21 protein-coding genes are annotated in these 24,580 nt (G+C 65.9%); 8 read left to right on the top strand and 13 right to left on the bottom strand.

Annotated features, from left to right (window positions below; translation table 11 throughout):
- Nucleotides 1–8: 8 nt before the first annotated feature.
- Genes FJ956_RS01855 through FJ956_RS01865 form a run of 3 tightly spaced genes read right to left on the bottom strand, consistent with a single transcriptional unit; the run spans nt 9 to nt 2,565 of the window.
- Nucleotides 9–1,277 (bottom strand): CCA tRNA nucleotidyltransferase, encoded by a 1,269-nt coding sequence (locus tag FJ956_RS01855; RefSeq protein WP_140676301.1) that lies wholly within the window; start codon nt 1,275–1,277, stop codon nt 9–11.
- The gene (locus FJ956_RS01860; RefSeq protein ID WP_140676304.1) at nt 1,274–1,906 is read right to left on the bottom strand and encodes a CoA pyrophosphatase; all 633 of its coding nucleotides are present in this window, start codon (nt 1,904–1,906) and stop codon (nt 1,274–1,276) included. The genes FJ956_RS01855 and FJ956_RS01860 overlap by 4 nt, the downstream gene beginning before the upstream one ends.
- Nucleotides 1,906–2,565, bottom strand: a complete 660-nt coding sequence (locus FJ956_RS01865; RefSeq protein WP_140676620.1) for a DUF1285 domain-containing protein — start codon at nt 2,563–2,565, stop codon at nt 1,906–1,908. Before FJ956_RS01865 ends, FJ956_RS01860 begins: the two co-directional genes overlap by 1 nt.
- A gap of 154 nt (nt 2,566–2,719) precedes the next feature.
- Here FJ956_RS01865 and FJ956_RS01870 point away from each other — a divergent pair, with 154 nt between their 5' ends.
- The 4 genes from FJ956_RS01870 to FJ956_RS01885 are packed head-to-tail and all read left to right on the top strand — an operon-like array spanning nt 2,720 to nt 9,551.
- Nucleotides 2,720–3,724, top strand: coding sequence for a MoxR family ATPase (locus tag FJ956_RS01870; RefSeq protein WP_140676307.1), 1,005 nt, complete (start codon nt 2,720–2,722; stop codon nt 3,722–3,724).
- On the top strand, nt 3,724–4,641 hold the full coding sequence (locus FJ956_RS01875; protein WP_140676310.1) for a DUF58 domain-containing protein: 918 nt from the start codon (nt 3,724–3,726) through the stop codon (nt 4,639–4,641). The genes FJ956_RS01870 and FJ956_RS01875 overlap by 1 nt, the downstream gene beginning before the upstream one ends.
- A complete protein-coding gene (locus tag FJ956_RS01880; RefSeq protein WP_140676313.1) occupies nt 4,638–7,460 on the top strand; it encodes a DUF4159 domain-containing protein in 2,823 nt (940 codons plus the stop codon). Before FJ956_RS01875 ends, FJ956_RS01880 begins: the two co-directional genes overlap by 4 nt.
- A gap of 3 nt (nt 7,461–7,463) precedes the next feature.
- Nucleotides 7,464–9,551 carry a hypothetical protein gene (locus FJ956_RS01885; protein WP_140676316.1) on the top strand — a complete coding sequence of 696 codons (2,088 nt, stop codon included), beginning with the start codon at nt 7,464–7,466 and terminating at the stop codon, nt 9,549–9,551.
- Nucleotides 9,552–9,729: 178 nt separating this feature from the next.
- Here FJ956_RS01885 and clpS read toward each other — a convergent pair whose 3' ends face one another.
- The 4 genes from clpS to FJ956_RS01905 all read right to left on the bottom strand — a co-directional run bounded on the left by clpS (nt 9,730) and on the right by FJ956_RS01905 (nt 11,273).
- Nucleotides 9,730–10,035, bottom strand: coding sequence for an ATP-dependent Clp protease adapter ClpS (gene clpS / locus FJ956_RS01890; protein ID WP_140676319.1), 306 nt, complete (start codon nt 10,033–10,035; stop codon nt 9,730–9,732).
- Nucleotides 10,036–10,163: 128 nt separating this feature from the next.
- A complete protein-coding gene (locus FJ956_RS01895; RefSeq protein ID WP_140676322.1) occupies nt 10,164–10,508 on the bottom strand; it encodes a hypothetical protein in 345 nt (114 codons plus the stop codon).
- Nucleotides 10,509–10,657: 149 nt separating this feature from the next.
- Nucleotides 10,658–10,933, bottom strand: coding sequence for a hypothetical protein (locus FJ956_RS30965; RefSeq protein WP_140676324.1), 276 nt, complete (start codon nt 10,931–10,933; stop codon nt 10,658–10,660).
- 37 nt (nt 10,934–10,970) lie between these two features.
- The gene (locus FJ956_RS01905) at nt 10,971–11,273 is read right to left on the bottom strand and encodes a hypothetical protein (protein ID WP_140676327.1); all 303 of its coding nucleotides are present in this window, start codon (nt 11,271–11,273) and stop codon (nt 10,971–10,973) included.
- A gap of 237 nt (nt 11,274–11,510) precedes the next feature.
- Between FJ956_RS01905 and FJ956_RS01910 the strand changes: the two genes are divergently transcribed.
- The 3 genes from FJ956_RS01910 (at nt 11,511) to FJ956_RS01920 (ending at nt 14,103) form a co-directional block, all read left to right on the top strand.
- Nucleotides 11,511–12,227 (top strand): response regulator transcription factor, encoded by a 717-nt coding sequence (locus FJ956_RS01910; protein WP_140676330.1) that lies wholly within the window; start codon nt 11,511–11,513, stop codon nt 12,225–12,227.
- Nucleotides 12,224–13,633, top strand: coding sequence for an ATP-binding protein (locus FJ956_RS01915; RefSeq protein ID WP_140676333.1), 1,410 nt, complete (start codon nt 12,224–12,226; stop codon nt 13,631–13,633). The genes FJ956_RS01910 and FJ956_RS01915 overlap by 4 nt, the downstream gene beginning before the upstream one ends.
- A 95-nt stretch (nt 13,634–13,728) precedes the next feature.
- Nucleotides 13,729–14,103 carry a YciI family protein gene (locus FJ956_RS01920; RefSeq protein ID WP_140676335.1) on the top strand — a complete coding sequence of 125 codons (375 nt, stop codon included), beginning with the start codon at nt 13,729–13,731 and terminating at the stop codon, nt 14,101–14,103.
- A 20-nt stretch (nt 14,104–14,123) separates the two neighbouring features.
- Here the strand turns inward: FJ956_RS01920 and FJ956_RS01925 are convergent, their stop codons facing one another.
- Together FJ956_RS01925 and FJ956_RS01930 are read right to left on the bottom strand one after the other, a co-directional pair.
- Nucleotides 14,124–15,602 (bottom strand): aspartate aminotransferase family protein, encoded by a 1,479-nt coding sequence (locus FJ956_RS01925; RefSeq protein WP_140676338.1) that lies wholly within the window; start codon nt 15,600–15,602, stop codon nt 14,124–14,126.
- Between the two features lie 83 nt (nt 15,603–15,685).
- Entirely contained in the window at nt 15,686–16,771 is a 1,086-nt protein-coding gene (locus FJ956_RS01930; protein ID WP_140676341.1) for a pyridoxal-phosphate dependent enzyme, read from the bottom strand.
- Nucleotides 16,772–16,940: 169 nt separating this feature from the next.
- Between FJ956_RS01930 and FJ956_RS01935 the strand changes: the two genes are divergently transcribed.
- Entirely contained in the window at nt 16,941–19,010 is a 2,070-nt protein-coding gene (locus FJ956_RS01935) for a transcriptional regulator (protein WP_246672048.1), read from the top strand.
- 134 nt (nt 19,011–19,144) lie between these two features.
- Here FJ956_RS01935 and FJ956_RS01940 read toward each other — a convergent pair whose 3' ends face one another.
- The 4 genes from FJ956_RS01940 to choW all read right to left on the bottom strand — a co-directional run bounded on the left by FJ956_RS01940 (nt 19,145) and on the right by choW (nt 24,542).
- The gene (locus tag FJ956_RS01940) at nt 19,145–20,182 is read right to left on the bottom strand and encodes an MBL fold metallo-hydrolase (RefSeq protein WP_140676344.1); all 1,038 of its coding nucleotides are present in this window, start codon (nt 20,180–20,182) and stop codon (nt 19,145–19,147) included.
- Between the two features lie 179 nt (nt 20,183–20,361).
- Entirely contained in the window at nt 20,362–22,395 is a 2,034-nt protein-coding gene (locus FJ956_RS01945) for an autotransporter outer membrane beta-barrel domain-containing protein (RefSeq protein WP_140676347.1), read from the bottom strand.
- Nucleotides 22,396–22,509: 114 nt separating this feature from the next.
- Nucleotides 22,510–23,691 (bottom strand): choline ABC transporter ATP-binding protein, encoded by a 1,182-nt coding sequence (choV, locus tag FJ956_RS01950; protein WP_140676350.1) that lies wholly within the window; start codon nt 23,689–23,691, stop codon nt 22,510–22,512.
- A complete protein-coding gene (choW, locus tag FJ956_RS01955; RefSeq protein ID WP_140676354.1) occupies nt 23,688–24,542 on the bottom strand; it encodes a choline ABC transporter permease subunit in 855 nt (284 codons plus the stop codon). Before choW ends, choV begins: the two co-directional genes overlap by 4 nt.
- Nucleotides 24,543–24,580: the final 38 nt, after the last annotated feature.

Raw genomic sequence — 24,580 nt, forward strand, 5'->3', positions numbered from 1 at the left:
CCGGCCGTCTAAAGCTCCAGCGCCTGCGCGGCGCGTTCCATCAGCGCGCCGCGTTCCAGGGTGAAGCCTGACTCCATCCATTCCTTCTCGAGGTTCTTCAGCGTGGCGCCGAGCTTGGGCCCCGGCGACGCGCCAAGCCCTGTCAGGTCGGCGCCTTTGATCGGGAACACCGGCTTTTCCCATTTCAGCGTGAAATTGAGCAGGCGTGAAAAGCCGCCGGCTTCCATCATCGCCTGATTGTCCTCGACGGCACGCGTCCGCGCGGCGGCAAGCGCCAGCCGAATGCGGTCGAGATAGCCGTCGCGATCGCCGTAATAGAGTTTCTTGGCGAATTCCGTCTCGGTCGCCTTGGCGTCCGGCGCAACGGTCAGCGCCCAATGCCGTAGCCGACCGGCCTCTTCGTTCGACAACCGCAGCCGCTCGCCAAGCGTCTTCATACGCACGGCATCGGGCGGGACGATCGCCTCCAGCCTCAGCACCGGATCGGCGACCCAGCCGAGATCCTTTCCAGCCTTGACCAGGCCATGGATGGCGTCGATGCCCCATTTCTCGCTTTCCGGCAGCACGGCGGTGAGCACGCCGGCCTGGCGCATCCACAACAGCGCGCGCGATGGATCGGGAGCCGACAACAGCTTCTTCAGCTCGGACCAGACGCGTTCGGCCGAAAGCCGCGCAAGCCCGTCCTTCAGCCTGGCGCAGGCCTTCAGCCCTTCCGCGTCCGGCCGTCCGTCGCCATACCAGGCAAAGAAACGAAAAAAGCGCAGGATGCGCAGATAATCCTCGCGGATGCGCGCTTCCGCGTCGCCGATGAAACGCAGCCGCCGCGCTTCGATGTCGGCGATGCCGCCGACGAGATCGACGACCGTGCCGTCCGCTTCGGCGTAGAGCGCGTTGATGGTGAAGTCGCGCCGCTCGGCGTCGGCTTTCCAGTCACGTCCGAAAACCACTTTTGCCCGCCGCCCGTCGGTATCGATATCGGCGCGCAGCGTCGTCACCTCATAGGGCTTGCCGCCGGCGATCACCGTGATCGTGCCATGCTCGATGCCTGTCGGGACCGTCCTGAAGCCGGCCGCCTCGGCGCGCCGGACCGTTTCCTCGGGCACCGTGGTCGCGGCGATGTCGACGTCGGCGACCGGTTGGCCGATCAGCGTGTTGCGCACCGCGCCGCCGGCGATACGCGCTTCCTCGCCGCCCTGCTTCAGCGCCGCAAGAAGCTTCTGCAGATGCTTGTCGGCCAGCCAATCGGCCCTGCCCGAGAGAGACACCTCAGCGCTCACGCATAGAGCCTTTCATAGAGCGTGCGGACGATGCCGGCGGTGACGCCCCAGATGCGCTGGCCGCCATAGGGCATATCGTAGAAGAACCATTCGAGGTCGTTCCAGAAACGGCTGTCGCGCGCGTGGTTGGCGGGGTCCATCAGGAAGCTCAGAGGCACCTCGAAGGCCGCATCGACCTCGTCGGCATTGAGCGTCAGCGAAAAACCCGGCCGCACGATGGCAAGCACCGGCACGATGCGGTAGCCGCTACCGGAGATATAGTCGGGCATGCGGCCGATGATCTCGATGAAATCCCGCTCGAGGCCGATCTCCTCGAAGGTCTCGCGCAGCGCCGTGGCCTCGGGGCCGGGATCGGTCGGATCGATCGTGCCGCCTGGGAAAGCCACCTGGCCGGAATGGCTGCGCAGCTTCTCGGCGCGCTTGGTGAGCAGCACCATGGCGCCCTCGGCGCGGTCGACCACAGGTATCAGCACCGCCGCGTCGCGCAGCGGCTTGACATGCTTGAGCCTGGGATGGCCGGGATTGAAGCGATGGTCGCCGAAATCGTCGCCAGGGACGATCGCCGCCTGCGCCGCGACGCGGGCACGAAAGTCAGCGATCGAAAACGGCGCCGGCGTCACCTGGTCCATCACGCGCTCAGCCGTTTCAGTTTCTCGGCCGGCATGATCGGATAGACCTCGCCGCCCGAGCGGACGGCGAACATCGCCCTGCCGTCGATGTCGATCTCCTCGCCATGCTCGACCAGTTCATACATCACCGGCCGCGCCACCAGCGCCTCCAGCCGTCCGCGCACCAGAACATAGGGTTTCAGCCCGCCGGTTTCGTCCTCGTCGACGAAGCGCAGCGGATGGCCGGGGCCGGCGGCGACGACGTCGCCGACATTGGTGCGGAAGGTGACAACCTGCTCGTCCCCGCTCCCGGATACGTTCATTTCGACGGCGATGAAGGGGGCGTCGACGACGCGGATCCCAACCCGTTCGACCGGCGTCACAAGATAGGTTTTTCCGTCGGCATCCTTGCGCAGCACGCTGGAAAAAAGCTGCACCAGCGGCATGCGACCGATCGGCGTGCCGAGATAGAACCAGGTCCCGTCGGCCTTGATCTCCATGTCGAGATCGCCGCAGAAGTCCGGATTCCAGCGCTCGACCGGCGCCGGCCCTTTGCCGGCCCGCGCCGCGCGCGAGATCAGCGCTTCCAGGCCGCGCGCCTCGGTGGCTCCGGTCAGGCTCTGCTCGCCCAGGCTCCGTTCGCCCGGTGTTTGTTCACGATGTTCGCTGCGTTCGGCCATGGTCACGAAATAGTCACTGTTGTCCCGATTGTCAGCCTTGTCCGCCCAAGTCTGTGATTTAAGTTCGAATACAGGCGCCAGGTGAAGCCGAATCGCGGCATTCTGCGCCATTGAGAGTGCAGGCCGGTATTTCCAACCACAAGGATCGAACGGCATGAGCGTGATGATCAAGGAAAGCCCGATCACCGAAAAAGCGATGATCGAGGAAGCCGAAAAGGCGCTGGCCGACATCTCCAGGGTCCGCGACGCGGTCGGGCGGGTGATCTTCGGCCAGGAGGCGGTCGTCGAGCGCGCGCTGGTGGCGCTGCTGGCGGGCGGCCATGCGCTGCTGGTCGGCGTGCCGGGCCTTGCCAAGACCAAGCTGGTCGAAACGCTGGGCATCGTGCTCGGCCTCGATTCGCGCCGCGTCCAGTTCACGCCCGACCTGATGCCGTCGGACATCCTCGGTTCCGAGGTGATGGAGCAGGACGAGTTCGGCAAGCGCTCCTTCCGCTTCATTTCCGGACCGATCTTCACGCAATTGCTGATGGCCGACGAGATCAACCGCGCCTCGCCGCGCACGCAATCGGCGCTGCTGCAGGCGATGCAGGAATATCACGTCACCATCGCCGGCGCCCGCCACGACCTGCCCGCGCCCTTCCACGTGCTTGCGACGCAGAACCCGCTGGAACAGGAAGGCACCTACCCGCTGCCGGAAGCCCAGCTCGACCGCTTCCTGATGCAGGTCGACATCCTCTATCCGGAGATCGAGGCGGAACGCCGCATCCTGCTCGAAACGACCGGCGTCGACGAAGCCAAGGCCGACAATGTGCTGCAGCCGGCCAGACTGAGGGAAATCCAGACGCTGATCCGCCGCATGCCGGTGCCGGAAAGCGTCGTCGAGGCGATCCTCAAGCTGGTGCGCTCGGCCCGGCCCGGCCAGGGCAATGCCGAGACGGACAAGCACGTCGCCTGGGGGCCGGGCCCTCGCGCTAGCCAGGCGCTGACCCTGTGCGCCCGCGCGCGCGCCCTATATGATGGCAGGTTGGCACCTTCGGTCGACGACGTCCGCGCCTTGGCCGAACCGGTGCTGCAGCATCGCATGGCGCTGACTTTCGCCGCCCGCGCCGAAGGCACTTCCGTGCGCGACGTGGTGGCGAAGCTGGCAAAAGGCATCTGATGGGTCGAATAGGCGAGGTCCAGGCACCGGTTGCGACGCGCGATGCGCTCGCCCGCGGCCGGTTGCGGGCTTCATTGGTGCCGGACCTGCTGGTCGAGGCGCGCCGTATCGTCAACACGGTGATCGCCGGCTGGCACGGCCGCCGCAAGCGCGGCATCGGCGAGAACTTCTGGCAGTTCCGGCCCTATGTCGAAGGCGATTCCTCGCGCATCGACTGGCGCCGCTCCGCCAGGGACGACCACACCTATGTGCGCGACCGCGAGTGGGAAGCCGCGCACACCGTCTGGCTCTGGGCCGACCCATCGCCTTCCATGCTCTACAAATCTGCCGGCGCCGGCGTTTCCAAGGAATCGCGCGCGCTGGTGCTGGCGCTCGCCTTGGCCGAGCTTTTGTCGCGCAGCGGCGAGCGCATCGCCTGGCCGGGCCTGACCGACCCGTTCACCGCCCGCAACGGCGCCGAGCGCATCACCGCCCAGCTGAGCCATGCCGCCGCGCTTCCCGCCAAGCCCGATCTGTCGGCCATCCGCCGTTTCTGCGACATCGTCCTCGTCAGCGATTTCCTAGATCCGGTCGAGGAAACCATGGCTTGGCTCGACGTGCTGGCGCGCCACGGCGTGCGCGCGCATCTGATCGAGGTGGCCGACCCGGCCGAGGAAACCTTCCCCTATGCCGGCCGCACCGAGTTCACCGATCCCGAGACCGGCGACAAGCTGACCGCCGGCCGCGCCGAGATGCTGGCCGAGGAATACCGCCTGCTTTACCGGGCCCGCCGCGAGGAATTGGCCGCCTGGTGCAAGCGCCTCGGCTGGAGCTACACCGTCAACCACACCGACCGCCTCGCCTCCGAGGCGCTGGTGCGCATCCACATGGCGCTGACCGCCGACGGGACCCATAATCTCGGAAAGGCGGTCGCATGAGCTGGCTGCCGCTTTCCTTCGGGGCGCCCATGGTGCTGTGGGGACTTCTGGCGCTGCCGGTGATCTGGTGGCTGCTGCGGCTCACCCCGCCCAGGCCGCAAACGGAAGTTTTTCCGCCGCTGAGAATCCTCGCCCGGGTCCTGAGGCGCGAGGAAACCCCGCAGCAAAGCCCGTGGTGGCTGACGCTGCTTCGGTTGCTGATGGCGGCGCTCGTCGTGATGGCGCTGGCCGAGCCGGTCTTCAATCCGCGCGAGAAACTGCCGGCGGAAGGTGCTGCCCTGGCGCTTGTCATCGACAATGGCTGGGCAAGTGCGGCCGACTGGAGCAAGCGCGTGGCCACCGCCGAACGGCTGATCGCCGATGCCGGCTCGAACGGCGTGCCGGTCGTCATCGCCTTCACCGCCGAGAAGCCCAATGCCGAGATCGGCCCCTTCGATGCCTCGGCCGCGCTCGACCATCTGCGCGCCGCCAAACCGCGGCCGATCCCCACCGACAGGCCCGCCGTCTACGCCCGCGTCGCCGCCGCTTTGGAGCGCCTGCCCGGCGCCAGCGTTGCCGTGCTCGCGGATGGCCTTGCCGCCAAAGGCGACGAGGCCGCTTTCAAGGCGCTGCTCGAAAAGAACGCGACGCGGCTGGTTTGGGCCATTTCCGACCGGCCTTCGCTGACCGGCCTGATTGGCGCCGACAACCAGGTCGACGGCTTCGCTTTGACCGCCATCCGCGCGCCGGGCGATCCGGCCCCGGCGCAGGTCACCGCGGGCGCTTTCGACGACAAGGGCCGCCGCATCGCCGATGCGACGCTGACCTTCGCGCCTGGCGAGGCCGCGACCACGGCCACGATGGCGGTCCCGTTCGAACTGCGCAACGATTTCGCCTCGATCGCGCTCGACGGCGAGCACCAGGCCGGCGCCGTGCGCGTGCTCGACGAGAGTTCGAAACGGCGGCGCGTCGGCCTGCTGTCACAGAACGAGGCCGACCAGGCGCAGCCGCTTCTGTCGCCGCTCTACTACATTCGCCGCGCCCTGCAGCCCTTTGCCGATCTGGTCGAGCCGTCGAGCGCCGATCTTGCCGACGCCATTCCCCAGCTTCTCGACCAGAAGCCGGCGATGATCATCATGGCCGATGTCGGCACCATCCCGGCGCAGGTCAAGCAGCGGCTGGTCGACTGGGTCGACAAGGGCGGCACGCTGGTGCGCTTTGCCGGCCCGCGCCTCGCCGCGGCCGGCAATGACGACGATCTCCTGCCGGTCCGGCTGCGCAGCGGCGAGCGTGCGCTGGGCGGCGCGCTGTCGTGGACGACGCCGCAGGCCGTCACCGAATTCCCCAAGAACGGCCCCTTCGCCGATCTTTCACCGCCCTCCGAGGTGACGGTGAGCCGGCAGGTTCTGGCCGAGCCGACGCCCGACATCGTCGAGCGCACCTGGGCCACGCTTGCCGACGGCACGCCATTGGTGACGGGCATGAAGAAGGACAAGGGCACCCTGGTGCTCTTCCATGTCACGCCTGAGGCGACCTGGTCGAACCTGCCGATCTCGGGCAGCTTCGTCGAGATGCTGCGGCGCGTCGTGCAATTGTCGCGCAACCAGGGCGCCGCGATCGCCAATGCCGAAGCCGCCGCCGCGTCGCTCGCGCCCTACCGCATGATCGGCGCCGACGGCATGCTGACGCCGCCCTCGCCGGATGCCCGGCCGCTGGTGCCCGGCGCCGGTCCGCTGCCGGTGACGCTGGAAAACCCGCCGGGCCTTTACGGCTCGGAGACCGGCGTGTTCGCGCATAATTTGCTCAACGCTTCGAGCACATTCGCGCCGCTGGCGCGCCCGCAGGTTTCGCTGCCGGTGACAACCGTCCCCTATGCGTTCGACGAATCGGAGAATCTCAAAGGGCCGTTGGTCGCCATCGCGCTCCTGTTGATGGTGCTCGACACGTTGGCCGTGTTCTGGATGGGCGGCCTGCTGACGCGCCGGCCCCGCCGCCGCTCGGCCGTGGCAGCGGCCGCGGCGGTTCTGGTCGTGCTGGGCGGGCTCTTCGGCCACGCCGACCTTGCCCGCGCCGACGATTCGAAACCAGGCGACGCCCAGGCGATCGAGGACATCTCGAAAACCCGTATCGCCTATGTGATCACCGGCGAGCCCGGCGTCGATTCGATCAGCCGCGCCGGCCTCGAAGGCCTCACGCGCTTCCTCATCGAGAAGACCGCGCTTGAGCCCGGTCCGCCTGCCGGCGTCGACATCGCCAAGGACGAGCTGTCCTTCTTTCCGCTGATCTATTGGCCGATCGACGCGTCGGCGCCCATGCCCAGCCAGGCGGCGATCGCCCGCATCGACGCCTATATGCAGCAGGGCGGCACGGTTCTGTTCGATACGCGCGACCAGTTTTCAAATGGCATCGGCGCCGGCTCGGCAAGCCCGGCGACCGAGCGGCTGCGCGACATCCTCGGCAATCTCAACGTGCCGCCGCTGGAGCCGGTGCCGTCGGACCACGTGCTGACCAAATCCTTCTTCATCCTTCCGGAGTTTCCCGGCCGCTTCAACGGCAGCCCGCTCTGGGTCGAGGCCTCGCTCGACGCCAGCAACACCGAGAACCGTCCCGTGCGCACCGGCGACGGCGTCTCGCCGATCATGATCACCGCCAATGATTTCGCCGGCGCCTGGGCCATCGACGAGAACGGCGACCCGATGCTGCCGACCGTGCCCCCGGATCCGATGCAGCGCGTCTATGCGCTGCGCGCCGGCGTCAACATCATGATGTACATGCTGACCGGCAACTACAAATCCGACCAGGTGCATGTGCCGGTGCTGCTCGAACGGCTGGGGCAGTAGGTCATGAACTGGTCGATCTCCTTCGAGCCGCTGGTTTCCTGGCCGCTTTTTGGCCTGCTCTTCGTGCCGTTGCTGCTGCTGGCGCTGGTCGGCCTGTGGTTCCGCCAACGCGGCTCGGCGCTTCGCTTCGTCGCGCTGCTCGCGCTTGCCGCGGCGCTGCTCAACCCGGTGTTCCTCGCCGAGGAACGCGAGGCGCTGAAGAGCGTCGTCGCTCTCATCGTCGATCGCAGCCAGAGCCAGGACATCGGCGACCGCGCCAAGCAGACCGACGAGGCGCTGGCCGGGTTGCAGCAGCGCCTTGCCCGCTTCAAGCAGTTCGATGTCCGTGTCGTCGAGGCCGGTAAGTCCGAAGCCGCCGACGAGCGCACCGAAACCAGGCTGTTCAGCGCGCTGGAGGGCACTTTCCGCGACGTGCCGCCGTCGCGCATCGGTGGCACGATCATGATCACCGATGGCGAGGTGCATGATGCGCCGGCCGGCGCGCCGGAGTTCAACGCGCCGCTGCATGCGCTGATCACCGGCAACGAGCACGAGAAGGACCGCCGCATCCGCTTCGAGAACGCGCCGCGCTTCGGCCTCGTCGGCAAGCCGCTCGACATGACCTACCGCGTCATCTCGACGGAAGGCGACGGCGCTCCGGTGGACGTGCGTGTCTCGGTGAATGGCGAGCAGGTCTCGGTCGAGCACGCGACCGTCGGCCAGCCGATGAAGCTCTCTGTCACCATACCCAATGCCGGCCGGAACATCGTCCAGCTCGGCATCGACCGGGAGCCCGGCGAGCTGACCGACGCCAACAACCGGGCGATCGCCTTGGTCGACGGTATCCGCGAGAACCTGCGCGTGCTCTTGGTTTCCGGCGAGCCGCATGCCGGCGAGCGCACATGGCGCAACCTTTTGAAGTCGGACGCATCGGTCGATCTCGTCCACTTCACCATTCTGCGCCCGCCGGAAAAGCAGGACGGCACGCCGATCAACGAGCTGTCGCTGATCGCTTTCCCGACGCGCGAGCTGTTCGTCGAGAAGATCAAGGATTTCGACCTGATCATCTTCGACCGCTATCAGCACCGCGACGTGCTGCCGATCCTCTATTACGATTACATCTCCGAATATGTCGAAAAAGGCGGCGCGCTGCTGATTGCCGCCGGCCCCGAATATGCCGGCGAAAACTCCATCGCCCGCACGCCGCTCAACGCCGCGCTGCCGGCCATGCCGACCGGCGAGGTGGTGGACAAGGCCTTCTATCCGCGCCTGACCGATCTCGGCCAGCGCCATCCGGTGACGCGCGGGCTCGACGGCTCGGCGAGCGAGCCGCCGCATTGGAGCCGCTGGTTCCGCACCATCGGTGTCAAGAATCCGCAAGGCGAAGTGGTGATGAAGGGCGCCGACGATCGGCCCCTGCTCCTGCTCGACCGCAAGGGCGAAGGCCGTGTCGGCATGCTGCTCTCCGACCAGGGCTGGCTGTGGGCGCGCGGCTTCGAGGGCGGCGGGCCGCATGTCCAGCTTTATCGTCGCATCGCCCATTGGCTGATGAAGGAGCCGGAACTGGAAGAGGAACGGCTGACCGCCGACGGCCGCGGCATGATGCTTGAAATCCGCCGCCAGACGATGAGCGACGATCCCGGTCCCGCCCAGGTCATCACGCCGTCCGGCAAGGCGGTGACGGTCAAGCTCGAGAAAGCCGAGCCCGGCATCTTCACCGGCAGCCTGCAGACCGGCGAGATCGGCCTTTACCAGATCGGCAATGGCGACCTCACCGCGCTTGCCCATGTCGGCCCGATCAACGCGCCGGAATTTTCCGACGTGATCTCGACCGAGGACAGGCTGAAAGCGCCTGCCGAGGCAACCGGCGGCAGCGTGCGGCGGCTGGCGCCGCCGTCGACGCTCGGCAATCTCGCCGGCGGCGTGACGCTGCCGTCGATCATCCCTGTCCGCTCTTCCGCGGCCGCTTCGGGCGACGACTGGATCGGCCTGCGCACCACCGACGACAGCTCGCTCAAGGCCGTGTCGCGCGTGCCGCTGTTCGGCGGCTTTCTCGGCCTCGGCCTGCTGCTGCTCGCCATCGGCTCGATGTGGTATCGCGAAGGACGGTGAGCTTCTTACATCTCCCCTTGTTGTGGGAGAGGTCGGATCGCCCCGATTTGTCCTTCACAAATCGGCTGGCAATCCGGGTGAGGGGTAGTTGGCGCCAAGCTGGAACACCCCTCATCCGTCTCGGCGCTGCGCGCCGATCCACCTTCTCCCGCAAGGGGAGAAGGAAAGCGCGCCGCCCCTACTCTTCAGGCTCGACGGTGAACAGCAGCGGATAGCCCTTGGCCTTGCCGGCGTCGGTCGCCCGCGTCGCCTTGGTCTCGGCGATATCCTTGGTGAACACCGCGACGACGCAGACACCGCGCGTATGCGCGGTGATCATGACGCGGTGCGCCTGGTCTTCGCTCAGCTTGAATTCGCCCTTGAGCACCGTCACCACGAACTCGCGCGGCGTGAAATCGTCATTGACGAGGATGACCTTGTAGAGCTTCGGCCGCTCGGTCTTCGGCTGCGGCTTGACGCGGGGCTTGATGACGGTTTCTGGCATCGGATCCGGCGGCGAGGAACTGAGTTCTCGCTCTCATTTTGTCACGCTGAAAAACACCCGTCCAACCCTCCGCGTGGATAGCGACGGATTGGACGTTCGACCTTATGTGGGGAAGCGCCGCCGGAGGGTCAACGGCCCTGGCGTCCGACCGGACGACGCATCGGGGTGCCCGATCTGCCTGAACCGACGTCGCCATCCATGCCCGAGCCGCGCTCCATGAAGGCAAAGAATATCCAGCCGGCCAAGCCGATCAGCGTTATGCCGGTCAGCACGAGCAGCATCCAGGACTGTGCCGGCGTGATGTAGTCGAAGCTCGAGGAGATCAGTGGAGCGAAAAGCTCGGGTTCGGTCCTGCCGCTGGCGGGATCCGGCACGGGGCTTGCGGTAAAGATGATCAACGATCGTGCCGCCGCGGTGGCGATCAGGCCGCCGAGCGTCAGCGAGCGCATCAGGGACGAAAACCGCTTCTTCATGCGGATTGTCCTACAGCACCGGCATTGCAATCAGGTTAAGGATAGACTGATGCGATGGAAACCTGCCGGTTTCGGGCTTCCCGCCGCAAGCAAGCCGCTCCTGCCGAAATCGACTGGAGCGGCTTCATCTAGTGGCGCCGAGCGCTGGATCAGGGCTTCTTGGCAGCCGGCTTCGCAGCAGCGGGCTTCGCAGCCGACGCCTTCTTCTTGACCGGGCACTTGTGCGTCTTGGTCACTTTGCAGGCCTTCTTGGCAGCGACTTTCTTCATCGGCTTCGCAGCCGTGCTATCCGCAGGAGCAGCCGTGGTGGTCGCGGTCGAAGCAGCCGGGGCAGCCGTCGTCGTTGCGGCGGCATTGCCGAGCGCCGGCATCGCGAAGGCGAGAGCAACACCGAGGCCGAGGGCGGAGAGGATGGACTTCTTCATGGCTTCATTTCCTTTTTCTTGCAGGTCTGGATGAGTGTCACTGAACGGGATCGATCGGTGCCACTCCAAGCAGCTTCAAAGCATTTGCGAGCATCCGGATTCCCTGTGCCTGTTTCTTGTTGGCACAGAACCGGTTTCCCTTTCTTTGCAGTGCTTTCGCCGCGGTGACCTGCGTTGCCGCGGCATGGGTTTCGAGGGCTTCGTCAACCTGACGGCTCAGATTGGTGCAACGCTCGGTCCGGGTGAGCGGCGCGACCTTAGCGGTGGAGGCACCGGCCGCTGCTGTGACGAGCGATATGCTGAGCAAAGCACCCGTCACGCTGATCCAGAACCTCTGCATTGGTCTTGTCCGTTACTCCGGAAACTCGCGTCGCAGCCGATGACCTGGCCGCCACGGCACCGGTTATGCCCTTGAAATTTTTCACCAGTTTTTCCCGACTGTAGAATTTTGTTTCTGGATTGTTTCTGGGGAATCCGGCCGGCGGACGATCGCGGCCACTGGCCAAGATGTGGCCCGAATTCTATCGTGTGGGTGTTTAGCGAAGGGATATCCGGCAAACAGAATGATAGGTCTCGAGTGAAATCCGATGCGCACATACTGATCGTCGACGACGACAAGGGCATACGCGACCTGCTGCAGGAGTTTTTCCAGAAGCGCGGGCTGCATACGACGGTGGCTGCCGACGGCATCGAAATGGAAGCGGTCCTGCGCCGCACGCCGGTGGACCTGATCATTCTCGACGTGATGCTGCCCGGCAAAAGCGGGCTTGAGCTTTGCCGCGAGATCCGCGCCAACTACACCACGCCGATCATCATGCTGACCGCGGTCACCGAAACGACCGACCGCGTTGTGGGCCTTGAAATGGGCGCCGACGACTACGTGCCCAAGCCCTTCGACCCGCGCGAGCTTTTGGCCCGTATCCGCGCCGTGCTGCGCCGCAACGGCAGTGCCGAGCCGCGTAGGCCCACCGCCAGGCAGATTTACCGCTTTGCCGGCTGGACCATGGATTGCGCGAGGCGTCGCCTGACGGCGCCCGACGACGTCCGGGTGGAACTGACGATGGCGGAGTTCAACCTGCTGCAGACCTTCGTCAAGAGCGCGCAGCGCGTGCTTACCCGCGAGCAGTTGATCGAGCTCTCCGGCGGCGACACCGGCTACAGCTTCGACCGCAGCGTCGACATTCTGGTGAGCCGCCTGCGCCGCAAGATGGAAGACGATCCGAAGACGCCGAAACTGATCCTGACCGTGCGCAGCGGCGGCTATCAGTTCCTGCCCGAGACGACGTCCGAATGAGACGCTTCCTGCCGCAGACCCTGCCAGTCTGGGTGCTGCTCATCGTCATTGCCGGCCTCATGCTCAGCCAGGTGGCGACGCTCTACATCGTCGCGCGCGACCGAGCCGCCGCCAACAGCGTCGTCGATCTCTACCGGTTGAACGACCGCGCCTATTCGCTGGTGCAGCTGATGCATGACGCCACGCCCGAAGAGCGCAAGGCGACCGCGTCCGGCCTGTTCAACTCGACCTATGCGCTGACGGTTTCGGACACGCCCGCCGTCACCTCGTCGATCGCCGGCGACGACCAGCTTGCCGAGTTGGAGGATATCCTGGTCGGCCGCCTGTCGAAGTTCGGCATCACCGATGCGCGCGTGCGGCGCGATCCGGCCACCCAGGAGGCCGATGTCCCGGACGGACGGGCGGTGAACAAGGATGTTGGCCAGGTCGAGCGCGACCTGCTGGTCCTGGCCGCGGATTTCGCGCAAAGCGACAAGCTGACCGCCTCGCTGCGCTTTTCCGACGGGCAGTGGCTGAATTTCACCGAACCGATCACGCCGGCGGGACCGATTCTCAGCCTCGACAGCCTGCCGCTCTATTCGCTGATCGCCGGTTTGATCGTGGTCATGTCGATATGGTCGCTGCGCCGGCTGACCGCGCCCTACCGGATGATGGAAACGGCGGTGACCCGCATTGGCAACGACCTGAAAAGCCCGCCGATCGCCGAAAGCGGCAGCCGCGAGATCCGCGCCGCGGCAAAGGCGATCAACGCCATGCAGATGCGGCTGCGCGATTATGTCGAGGACCGCGAGCACCTCGCGGCGGCGCTGGCGCATGATCTGCGCACGCCGCTGACCCGGATGCGCCTGCGCCTCGAACTGCTGCGCAGGTCGCCCGCGCGCGAGGCGCTGGCGCACGACCTTGCCGACATCGAAAGCATCGCGAGCTCGGTCATCGACTTCGCCAAATTCGAGGTGACCGAGGAAAAGGCCGAGCGGATCGATTTCTGGTCGCTGGTGGAATCGGTCGCGGACTCCTTCGACGGCGCATCCTTCGACGAAGACGTGGTCCCGTCGCGCGGCCTGATCTGCATCGCGCGGCCGGTGGCGCTGCGGCGCTGCATCACCAATCTCATCCAGAACGCGGTGACCTACGGCAAGAAGGCGCATCTCGGCGTGCGGCGGTCCGGCGACACGATCACGCTCTCGATCCGCGACGAAGGCCCGGGCATCCCGCAGGCGAAGCTGGACGCGGTGTTCGGCTCCTTCGTGCGGCTGGAGGAATCGCGCAACCGCACCACCGGCGGCCTCGGCCTCGGCCTCACCATCGCCCGCAACATCGCGCGCGGCGCCGGCGGCGAGGTCGATCTTTCCAACTACCCCGGAGGAGGCCTGCTGACGGAGCTGCGGCTGCCGGTGGCAGCTTGAGTCAGGAGCTGGTGCTGTCTGCCATCGGCGCCTCTGGATCAGTCGAACCATCCTTGTGATAGTGCGGCCCGCCTGGTTACGAGGGAAATCCACCTATGTTCTACGCCGTCCTTGCCTATCACGTCGAAGATACTGTGCAGTCCTGGTCGCCCAACGAGGATGCGGCGCTGATGAAGGACCTGCTCGAGGTCAACGACAGGCTGACCCGCGAGGGCAAGCTCGGGCCGGCGGCGAGGCTGGGCGCAACGGGCGAGGCTGTGACGCTGCGCGGTCCGGGTGAAGGCATGGTGATCGACGGTCCCTTCGCCGAGACCAAGGAGCAGTTGCTCGGCCTCTATGTCCTCGACTGCGCGAACCAGGACGAAGCGATCGCCGCCGCGCGCGACTTGAAGCGCGTCAACCCGTCCGCCGTCTACGAGATCCGGCCGATCATGCTTTATCTGCCCGGCGCGCCGCTGACGGTAAGCTGAGACAGGCTCCCGAGCGTGCTTCAGGCTGGTGTCGCGGCCTCGATTTCCCGCCCTTGCCGGAGCATCTCGCTGACCACCAGGTCGAGATCGTCGCGGCGCGTGCGGTGATTGGCAATTGCCACCCTTAGGCAATGCCGGCCGTGCACGGTCGTGTCGGACAGGGCCGCGATGCCCTCCTCCTGGAGTCTCAGCATGATCTCGGTGTTGAAAGCCTTGAGCCGCTCTTCGGACGCGCCCGCCAGCCGGTGGCGGAAGCTGACGATGTTGATGGTGGTCGGCGCCATCAGCTCAAGTGTTGGCTCCGCTTCGATCAGCCGGGTCAGGTAGCGGGCCTGTTCGATGTTCTGGTCGATCAGCCGGCCGAACTTCTCGACGCCGTGCTCCTTCAGCGCCATCCAGATTTTGAGCGCCCGGAAGCCCCGCGATGTCTGCAAGCCGTAATCGTGCAGCCACTCTCCGGACGCGAGGCCGCGCGGCGTCGATTCCAGATATTCCGGCGTGACGGCAAATGTATTCCGGTGCGCGGATGCGTCCCGCACCAGCGCGCAGCCGGCCTCGAACGGCGCATGCAGCCATTTGTGCGGATCGAGCGCGATCGAATCCGCCTGTGCGATGCCGGCGACGAGCGATCGGCTCTCGGGCGCGATCGCGATCAGCGCGCCGATGCAGCCGTCGACATGGAACCAGAGGTCCTCTTCGGCCGCCGCGCTTGCCAGCGCCTGAAGGTCGTCGACGGCGCCTGTGTTTACGGTGCCGGCGGTGCCGATCACGCAGGCCGGCTTGAATCCCGCCGCGCGGTCCTCCGCGATTGCCGCCTTGAGCGCGGCGATATCGATGCGCGACCCGGCGTCGGTCGGGATTCGCCGCAACGCCCGATTGCCGAGGCCCAGCAGCTCCATGGCCTTGCGGTGGCAGGAATGCACCTGGTCCGAGGCATAGTAGCGCAGCGGCCTGGGGATAGCGCCGACGCCACGTTCGCGCACGTCGACACCCGCCTTGGCGTTGCGCGCCACGGTCAGGCCGATGATGTTGGCCATTGAGCCGCCGCTGACCAGCGTGCCGCTGGCCGAGGCCGGGAAGCCGACCATCTCCTTCACCCAGTTGACGACCTGGCTGTCCATCAGCGCCGCGGCATGGTTGCCGCCGCCGAGATTGGAGCCCTGGATTGCCGCCAGGAAATCGCCGAGCGCGCCGGTGAAGTTGCTGGATCCCATGTACCAGGACCAGAAACGCGGATGGACGTTGCCCATCGGGTAAGGCATCAAATTGCGGGCGACATCGTCATAGACGTCAGCCGCCGGCGCCGGCGAGCGCGGCAAGGATGCGCCGAAGAATGCCCGCACCTCGGCCGGCATCTCGCGCCAGACCGGCCGGTCGCGGACATCCTTGAGATAGGCGATGGCATCGTCGAGGATCCGGTGCGAGAGCGCTCCCACATCGGTCCAGTCCGGCGGATCGAGCGTTTCCTCCGCGTTGGTCGCTTCCTGAAATGTATCCATCTCGCCTCTCCCGCCGGCGCGCGTCGACCCGCGCGTAAAAAGAACGACGCCGCCATGCGGGGGCGGCGTCGCGGTCGGTGTCGTCAGGCTTCGAACTGGCAGCTTGGCGTCGAGCGCGACAGCGCCGTCTCCTCAGCGTCCATGTCGGCCTCGATGCCGTCGAAGAGCGGCGTCGACATGTAGCGCTCGCCGGTGTCGGGCAGCATGCACAGGATCACCGAGCCGGCCGGCGCCTTGCCGGCGATCTGCCGCGCCACGGCGAAGGTGGCGCCGCCCGAAATGCCGGTGAAGATGCCTTCCTGCTGCGCCAGCGCCTTCGCCCATTTGATGCCTTCGGGACCGGGGATCGGCACCACCTCGTCATAGTAGCGCTGGTCGATCGCCTCTTGCAGCACGTTGGGGATGAAGTCCGGCGTCCAGCCCTGGATCGGATGCGGCTCGAAGGCCGGGTGGCTGGCGGCCGGCGCGCCGCCGGCACCGCGCTCTTGGCGCGTGCCGCTGCCGATCAGCTGCGCGTTCGCCGGTTCGGCCAGCACTATTCTGACCTCCGGCCGCTCTCGGCGCAGCACGCGTCCGACGCCGGCAACCGTGCCGCCGGTGCCATAGCCGGTGACCAGATAGTCGAGGCGCGATCCGGCGAAATCATTGATGATCTCGCGCGCCGTCGTCGCCTCATGGATGGCGGCATTGGCCTCGGTCTCGAACTGGCGCGCCAGGAACCAGCCATTGGCTTCGGCGAGCTCGACCGCCTTCTTGTACATGCCGAAACCCTTCTGGGCGCGCGGCGTCAGCACCACCTTGGCGCCAAGCATGCGCATCAGCTTGCGGCGCTCGATGGAGAAGCTGTCGGCCATCGTCACCACCAGCGGATAACCTTTCTGCGCACAGACCATGGCAAGGCCGATGCCGGTGTTGCCGCTCGTCGCCTCCACCACCGTCTGGCCGGGCTTGAGCTTACCGCTGCGCTCGCCTTCCTCGATGATGTTGAGCGCCAGCCGGTCCTTGACCGAGGCCGCCGGATTGAAGAACTCGGCCTTCACATAGATCGTCGCGTGACCCGGCCCGAGATTGTTGACGCGAATGACCGGCGTGTCGCCAACCGTATCGAGAATGCTGTCGAACAGCCGGCCGCGCCCGGACGTGGTTCTGATTTTCAATTGATGCAACATGGCTTTCTCCTCGATGTCCTCACGTGCCGGTTACAGACCGGCAGCCTTGGCGGCGCGGTTTCGACACCTGGCCGCGATAGGTTGCTTGATCTGCCGCAAAAGCGGCAACGGCGGCGTTCCTGCACGGAATGGGCTGCCGGCTGCCTCCTGTCGTCTTTGGTGATAGAATATGGACCAACTGGCCAGCGTTGGAGAAAGCGTGGAAACATACGTGGAATCCACCCGATCGAGCCTGAACGGCCCCGTCGGCCTGTCCGTAAGGCTGCTCGGGCAACTGACGATTGCCCGCGACGGAGTGCCCGTTACCTTGCCCTCGTCGCGCAAGCTGCGCGCGCTGCTTGCCTATCTGGCGCTCGCGCCCCACCCTGTCAGCCGCAGCCGCCTTTGCGAACTTTTCTGGGACGTGCCCAACGATCCGCGCGGCGAGCTGCGCTGGTGCCTGAGCAAGCTGCGCGCCGCGCTTGACGACCCGGATCGGCGCCGGGTCGAAACCCATGGCGATACGGTGTCGCTTCGCCTCGACGATGTCCATGTGGACGCGCTGGATGCCGCCGCGGCGGTGGCCGAAGGTGTCGAGACGCTCGATCTCATGCGGTTAGAGGCGCTTTCGCAACATTTCGCCGGCGACTTTCTCGACGGTCTTGAGCTCGATCGCAGCCCGCATTTCGGCAGTTGGCTGACGGCGCAGCGTCGCCGTTTCAGCGCATGCCATGTCGCCGTCCTGGAGCACGTCATCGGTCTTGTCCCGCCCGGAGCCGACGAGGCCGGCGCCTATATCGACAAATGGCTGGAACTCGCGCCCTTCGATGGCCGTGCGCATGTGGCGCTGTTGGAAAATCTGGCCCGGCGCGGACAGATCGGCGCCGGCGAGGAGCATCTTGCGACGGCGGCGGAGCTGTTCCACTCGGAGGAGCTGGATTTCACGCCGCTGCGCGAGGCCTGGCAGGAGATAAGAGCCCGGAACGCCGGCGCAACGCCATGCGCCCGATCCGGGCCGGCTTTCCCGGTCCTGGAACCGCCCGTCGCCGCGATCGAATCCGAGCCTGTTGCGACACGCCGGGCGTCGCTCGCGGTGATGCCGTTTGCCGAGAGCGCCGGCGCTGGCGGCTTCCGCGGCGGCCTCGCCGACGGCCTCACGCATGACATCATCACGCGGCTTGCCAAGCTTCGCGATTTCTTCGTCATCGCCCGCGGCTCGGTCTTCGCGCTCGCCGAGAAGAATATCGCGCCGGAAGATGCCGGACGCAGGCTGAATGTCGACTATGTCACGACGGGCTTGGTGCTCAGTCGGCCGGGCAGGTTCATCGTCTCGGTCGAGCTTGTCGAGGTCCGCACGGCGAGGATCGTTTGGGCGGAAACCTTCGAGCACAAACCCGACGACATCTTCATCGTCATCGAGGATATCGGCAACAGCATCGTCTCCTCGATCGCCGCCGAGATCGCGACGGTGGAGCGCAACCGCGCATTGCTGAAAGCGCCAAACTCGCTCAATGCCTGGGAGGCCTATCATCGCGGTCTCTGGCACATGTATCGCTTCACCCGCCAGGAAAACGAGCTGGCGCAGCATTTCTTCGGCGAGGCGTTGAAGCTCGATCCCACTTTCGCGCGCGCCTATGCCGGCATGTCCTTCACCCATTGGCAGAATGCCTTCCAGCGCTGGGGCGAGCGCGACCGCGAGACCGCGCTTGCCTTCGAAAGCGCCGGCCGGAGCCTTTTGGTCGACGACCGCAACCCTGCCGCCCATTGGGCCATGGGGCGGGCGCTGTGGCTGCGCGGCGAGCAGGATGGCGCGCTGCTGGAGCTGGCGAGCGCCGTCGACCTCAGCCCCAATTTCGCGCTCGGCCACTATGCGCTGTCCTTCGTCCATTCACAGTCGGGCGACCCGCAATCGGCGATCGGTTCGTCCGATCATTCGCGTCATCTCAGCCCCTTCGATCCGCTGCTGTTCGGCATGATGGGCGCCCGCGCCATGGCGCATGCGCGGCTCGGCGAATACAACGAGGCCGCGGAATGGGCGCTGAAGGCGGCCGCGAGGCCAAACGCCCATGTCATCATCCTGGCGATCGCCGCCCATTGCCTGGCGCTGGCCGGCCGGCAGGACGAGGCGCGGAATTACGCCGCCGCTATCCGCAACACCTTGCCGAACTATCGCGCCGACGACTTCATCGCGACATTCCGTTTCGACCGGGATGGAGAAGCCCTGTTTCGCAACGGCGCCAAGCTCATCGGGCTGAACTGAATCCTTGTCGGTACTGAGCCCGGAAGCGTTGCGGCCATGCGGAGACTCGCAATGCCGGCGGGACAGCAGCGAAGGATCGCTACCGATCTCATCCTTCCAACCCTGCTCCGCACGACGCGCTTGAGCGACGCGGTTCAGTGCTTCAGCGGGCCGCTGGCCTTCCGCCAGGCGTCGATGCCGCCCTGGATGTGGCGGGCACTGGCAATACCGACATCCTGCGCTGCCTGCACCGCCATCGCCGAGCGCTCGCCGAAAGCGCAATAGAACAGGATCTGCTTGGCTGTAGACTTCGCCAGCTCATGCAGCATGCCGCCGGCGGCGATGTTTTCCTGCAGCCGCGCATAGGGCAGATGGATCGCGCCGGGAATGACGCCGTGCCGCTCGCGCTCGGTTTGCTCGCGCAGGTCGACCAGCGCCACGTCGGGCCGCCCGACCAGCGCCAGCGCCTGCTCCGCGCTCACCGCCCAGCCGCGGCTGGCGATATCGTCCTGGTGCAGCCCGACCCGCATGTTGGCCGGCACGGCCACATCCATCATTTTCGGGTTGGACAGATTGAGATTGTTCATGATGTTCACATACTCGTCGACCGACTTGACCTGCAGGCGCGGGTTGAAGGCCTTTTCCTCGCCGATCGTCGACACGGTCTCGCCCTTGTAGTCATGCGCCGGGAAGATCATCGTCTCGTCGGGCAGCTTGAGCAGGCGGCCGAAGATCGATTCATATTGCTGGCGCGGATCGCCGTTCTGGAAGTCGGTGCGGCCGGTGCCGCGGATAAGCAGCGTGTCGCCGGTGAAGACCCGGTCCGGCAGGATGAAGCTGTAGGAATCGTCGGTGTGGCCGGGCGTGTAGATGACGTCGAGCGCCAGTCCCTCGATGCCGAGCTTGTCGCCGTCGGCAAGCCGCATCGACACCACGTCGGCCTTGGTCTGCTCGCCCATCACGGTCACGCAATGCGTCTTGTCGCGCAGCGCGCCGAGGCCGGTGATGTGGTCGGCATGAAGATGCGTGTCGACCGCCTTGACCAGCCTCAGGTCCAGCTCATTGACCAGCTGCAGATAGCGTTCGACCTTCTCCAGCACAGGATCGATGATCAGCGCCTCGCCGCCGCGCCGGCTGGCAAGCAGATAGGAGTAGGTGCCCGAGACGGAATCGAAGAGCTGACGGAAGATCATTTTGCTGCCCGCTACATTTTCGCCGCCGGGCGTCACCCGAGCGGTCACAGCAATATTCTACCGCAGGGACCTCTGGAATCAGAATGGATTTCGAAAAATATATACGCCGGTAGACGGCCTTCCCTGTGGCCACGGAATGCCAATCTTCAAATGTGGTGCCGGCTGGTCGAGCGGCTCCCTCAAAAAGCCTTGCTGAGACGGGCCAGGCCCCGGACGGTGAAGGCATTGTCGGTCCCGTAACCCGCCTCGAAGCCGGCATTGAGCGTCATGCCGGCGCCCACCTCCGCGGCGACGTCCGCGCCGGCAAAGCCGCGCAACACAAATTTTTTGCCGCCGGCGGCAAAAGAGATGTCCTGGCCGAGCAATGTCGCCGAAACGTCCTCGCTGCTTTGCGCGATCGCGTCGATCCCCGCTCGAAGCGTGGTTTGCCAGGTCTGGCTTGGCATGCTGACGGGCGCCAAAGCCAGCGCGAGCTGACCACGCGCCTCGAAGACTTTGACGTTGCGCCCCGCGACCGCGAGATCGCCATCCGAACCGGTCTCGGCGTAATCGTCGAAGAACAGCCCGGCGTAACGCAGCCGCACGCTGGGTATCAGCGTACCGGACGAAACCGGCAGCCGCGTGCCGAGCATAATCGACGGGCTGAGGAAGACGCCGTTGAAATCCGCCCGCGCCGTCTCGATGCCGTCGAGCACCAGGTTGTTCGCGACACGGCGGCGGCTGCGCTCCTGGAGCACGCCGGCGACGAATGCCGCTTCGGCAAAATTGACGCCCCCGTCATAGCCGAGATAGCCGCCCGCGAACACGCCGCGATGGACGATCTCCTGCGCGTCGTCGTCGACCTCGGTCGATCCGGCGGCGCCTCCGATGAACAAGCCACCGAGGAACCCGTCGCCCGAGCGCCTTTCGGCGCCGGCGACCATCCCGCCAAGCGCCTCGCTGAACCCGGCCGATGCGCCGGAACCGCCCTGGGAGCGTAGCCCGCCGAATGTCGAGATCCAGGCGTCTGGACCTTTATGCGGCGCAGGCAAATCGTCGCTTGAAGCGGACATGCGCGCCTCGGCAACACCGGCTATGCCGTCGACAAGGTCCTCGACCAACGGCCCGCTGCTGGCAAACCCGGTGATGTCCACCACCGCCACGCTGTCGCCGCTCGTCACGAACGGCCTGCCGCCGGTCAGCATGGTTTGCGGCAGGCCGCTTCCTGAAAAGCTCATGACGGCATTCAGTCCGGGGCCGAAGGCGACGGTGTTGCCGCCGCCGGAAAAGACGATCGGCCCCTGAATGGCCGTCCCACCCAAGAGATTCAGCAGCGCGTCGGGCGCGCCGAAATAGATCGCCACGCTCTGGTCGCTGAAGACTCGGCCGGAATTGGTGACGACAGAGTTGCTGCCCTGGGCGGCGATGCCCACGGCACCTACTCCCTCGACAATGACCGAACCGGAATTGCCGATCGTGGCATTGCCGAACAGGGTGCCTATGCCTGTCGAGGCTGTCCCGAAGGCATTGACCGTGCCGCTGTTGGCGATTGCGATGCCATTGCCGCTGGCGCCGATGCCGACGGAAGCCAGCCCCGACGCAACGATCGACCCGGAATTTTGCAGTTGTAGACCGTTGCTCTGCCAGATGATCCCTGCGGCGGCGGTGCCATAGGCCTCGATCGAGCCGCTGTTGTCTATCTCCAGGTCCGGCCCATCGCCGATGATGCCTGCGGTGGCCGTGCCTGAAACGCCGATAAAGCCACGGTTGTCCACGCGCCCGCCCGGGGCGTCGCTGATGATGCCGTATGTGGCGACGCCAAGCGCTTCGATCGAGCCGGTGTTCACGATGTGCGCATTGCCGCCCTCCGACAAGATGCCGATGGAGGCATCGCCTATCGCCAGGATGGCTCCGTTGTTGAGGATGGTCGCGCTGCTGCCTTGCGAATGCACAGTGGCGGCGCCGCCGCCCAATGTTGCTATCAACCCGTCATTGGTGAGCCGCTGGTTCGCGTTGAGCATCCGCACGGCATCGATGCCGGCGCCGAATGTCTCGATCGCCCCGTTTGCCTGCACGACGCCGGTATCGCCGGCAGCGGTCATCGTCTGCTGGCTGGCGACGACGCCATTGCCGATGACAAAACTTTGAGGAAACGCCGCGCCGCTTGCGAGCGAGACCCCGGCGAATATCGACAGCGCTATCGCGCCTGGAACCCCTGTGCGCGACGTCGGCATCACCCCCCTCGGCGCATGGGCATACAACAGAATGGATTCTGCGCCCGAAGGAAGCGAAAAACAAGTCGTGGGCAGCGCGCCCGGACCGGAGACCCCGGGCGCTTTCGAAGAAGCCTATCGCCGCAGCACCGCGCTCAGCACGTCGCGGATGCCTATAGCGCCGACGAAGCGCGAGCCTTCGTCGAACAGCGCCACCGGCGCCGTCTGCGAGCGGTGCATGGCGAGCATCACCGTCTTCAGCGGCGTGCCGGGATTGGCCCAGAACACCTGGGCCCCCTCCTCCGGCTGACCCTCGACATCGGCGCAGGACACCCACACCGCCGGTTTGCCGTCGCGTTCGGCCGCGGCCACCAGGCCGTGGTCGTCGATCTTGAAGCGCGTCGTCTTGCGCCGGTCGAGCCACACCCAGCCGTTCTCGCCCTGTTCGAGATCACGGCGATCGCGCATCACGTTCCACGCCGTCAGCACCGACAACGGGTTCACATTGGCGATGAAGTCGCGGACATAGTCGTTGGCGGGCCTAAGCACGATGTCTTCCGGCGCGCCGGTCTGGACGATGCGGCCGCCCTCCATGATCGTGATGTGGCTGCCGATCTTCAGTGCCTCCTCGAGGTCGTGGCTGACGAAGATGATGGTCTTCTTCAGCTCGGCCTGCAGTTGCAGCAACTCATCCTGCAGCTTGGTGCGGATCAGCGGGTCCAGCGCCGAGAACGGCTCGTCCATCAACAGGATCGGCGCCTCCGTGGCGAAAGCCCGGGCGAGACCGACGCGCTGCTGCATCCCGCCCGAAAGCTCATGGGCGTATTTCTTCGACCATTGGTCGAGATGGACCAGCTGCAGCTGCTTCTGCACGCGCGCCTTGCGTTCCGCCTCCGGCACGCCGGCAAGCTCGAGGCCGAAGCCGACATTTTCCTCGACCGTGCGCCATGGCAGCAGGCCGAACTGCTGGAACACCATGGCCACCTGCTTCTGGCGCAACCGCCGCAAGGTCGCCTCGTCGCAGGTGACCACATCGACCGTGCGGTCGCCGTCCTTGACCAGCACCTGGCCTCGCGACACCACATTGAGCCGGTTGACGGCCCGCAGCAGCGTCGACTTGCCGGAGCCGGACAGGCCCATCAGCACCGATATCTCGCCTTCATGCACGGTAAGGCTGGCGCCGGCACAACCCAGCACGTTACCGGTCTTTTCCAGGATCTCGGCGCGCGTAGCGCCCTTGTCGATCATCGCCAGCGAACCTGCCTGATCGGCGCCGAAGACGATGTCCACATTCTTGAAATCAACCGCGACGGTCATTTCTTGCCTCCAACGCCGATGCGGGTCATGCGGTCGAGCACGATGGCGAGCACGACGATGGCGAGGCCCGCCTCGAGCCCGAGATCGATGCGGCGCGAGCCGAGCGCGCGGTTGATTTCAGTGCCGAGGCCGCCGGCGCCGATCAGGGCGGCGAACACCACCATCGACAGCGACAGCATGATCGATTGCGTCAGGCCCGCCATGATCGTCGGCAGCGCCGACGGCAGCTCCACCTTCCACAGAAGCTGTCGCTTGGTGGCGCCGAACGCCTCGCCCGCCTCGACGATCGCCTTGGGCACTGAAACCACGCCGAGATGCGTGAGGCGCACGGCTGTCGGGATGACGAAGATGATGGTGACGATGAGGCCGGGCGCGTTGCCGAGGCCGAACAGCGTGAGCACCGGGATCAGGTAGACGAAGGTCGGCAGCGTCTGCATCAGGTCGAGCACCGGCAGCATGACGCGGTAGACCTTCGGCTTGTGCGCGGCCCAGATACCAAGCGGCACGCCGATCGCCATGGCCATCGCCGCGGCCGCAACCACCAGCACCAGTGTCTGCACCGTCTGCTTCCACAGATTCTGGTTGATGATGAAGATCAGGCCGAGGAATACGCCGATGGCGAGCGGCCGCGAACGCTGCAGCAGCCAGGCGATGATCGCGATGACCAGCGCCAGAAGCACGGGCGGCACCATCAGCAGCAGATCCACCGCCCCGTCGAGGATGAAATTCAGCCCGTTTGAAAACGCCCGGAAGACGGTGTCGAAATTGTCGGTCAGGAAGCCGAAGAAGGCCTTGCCCCACGGCCCGATGGGAATTTTGTAGTCTGTCAGGAATTTCGAAATCGGATCCATCTTCCCCTCTCGGCTTCGCCGCACTTTCCGTACGATCA

It is taken from the genome of Mesorhizobium sp. B2-4-3 (genome assembly GCF_006442815.1).
In the GTDB taxonomy this organism is placed as follows: Bacteria; Pseudomonadota; Alphaproteobacteria; order Rhizobiales; family Rhizobiaceae; genus Mesorhizobium.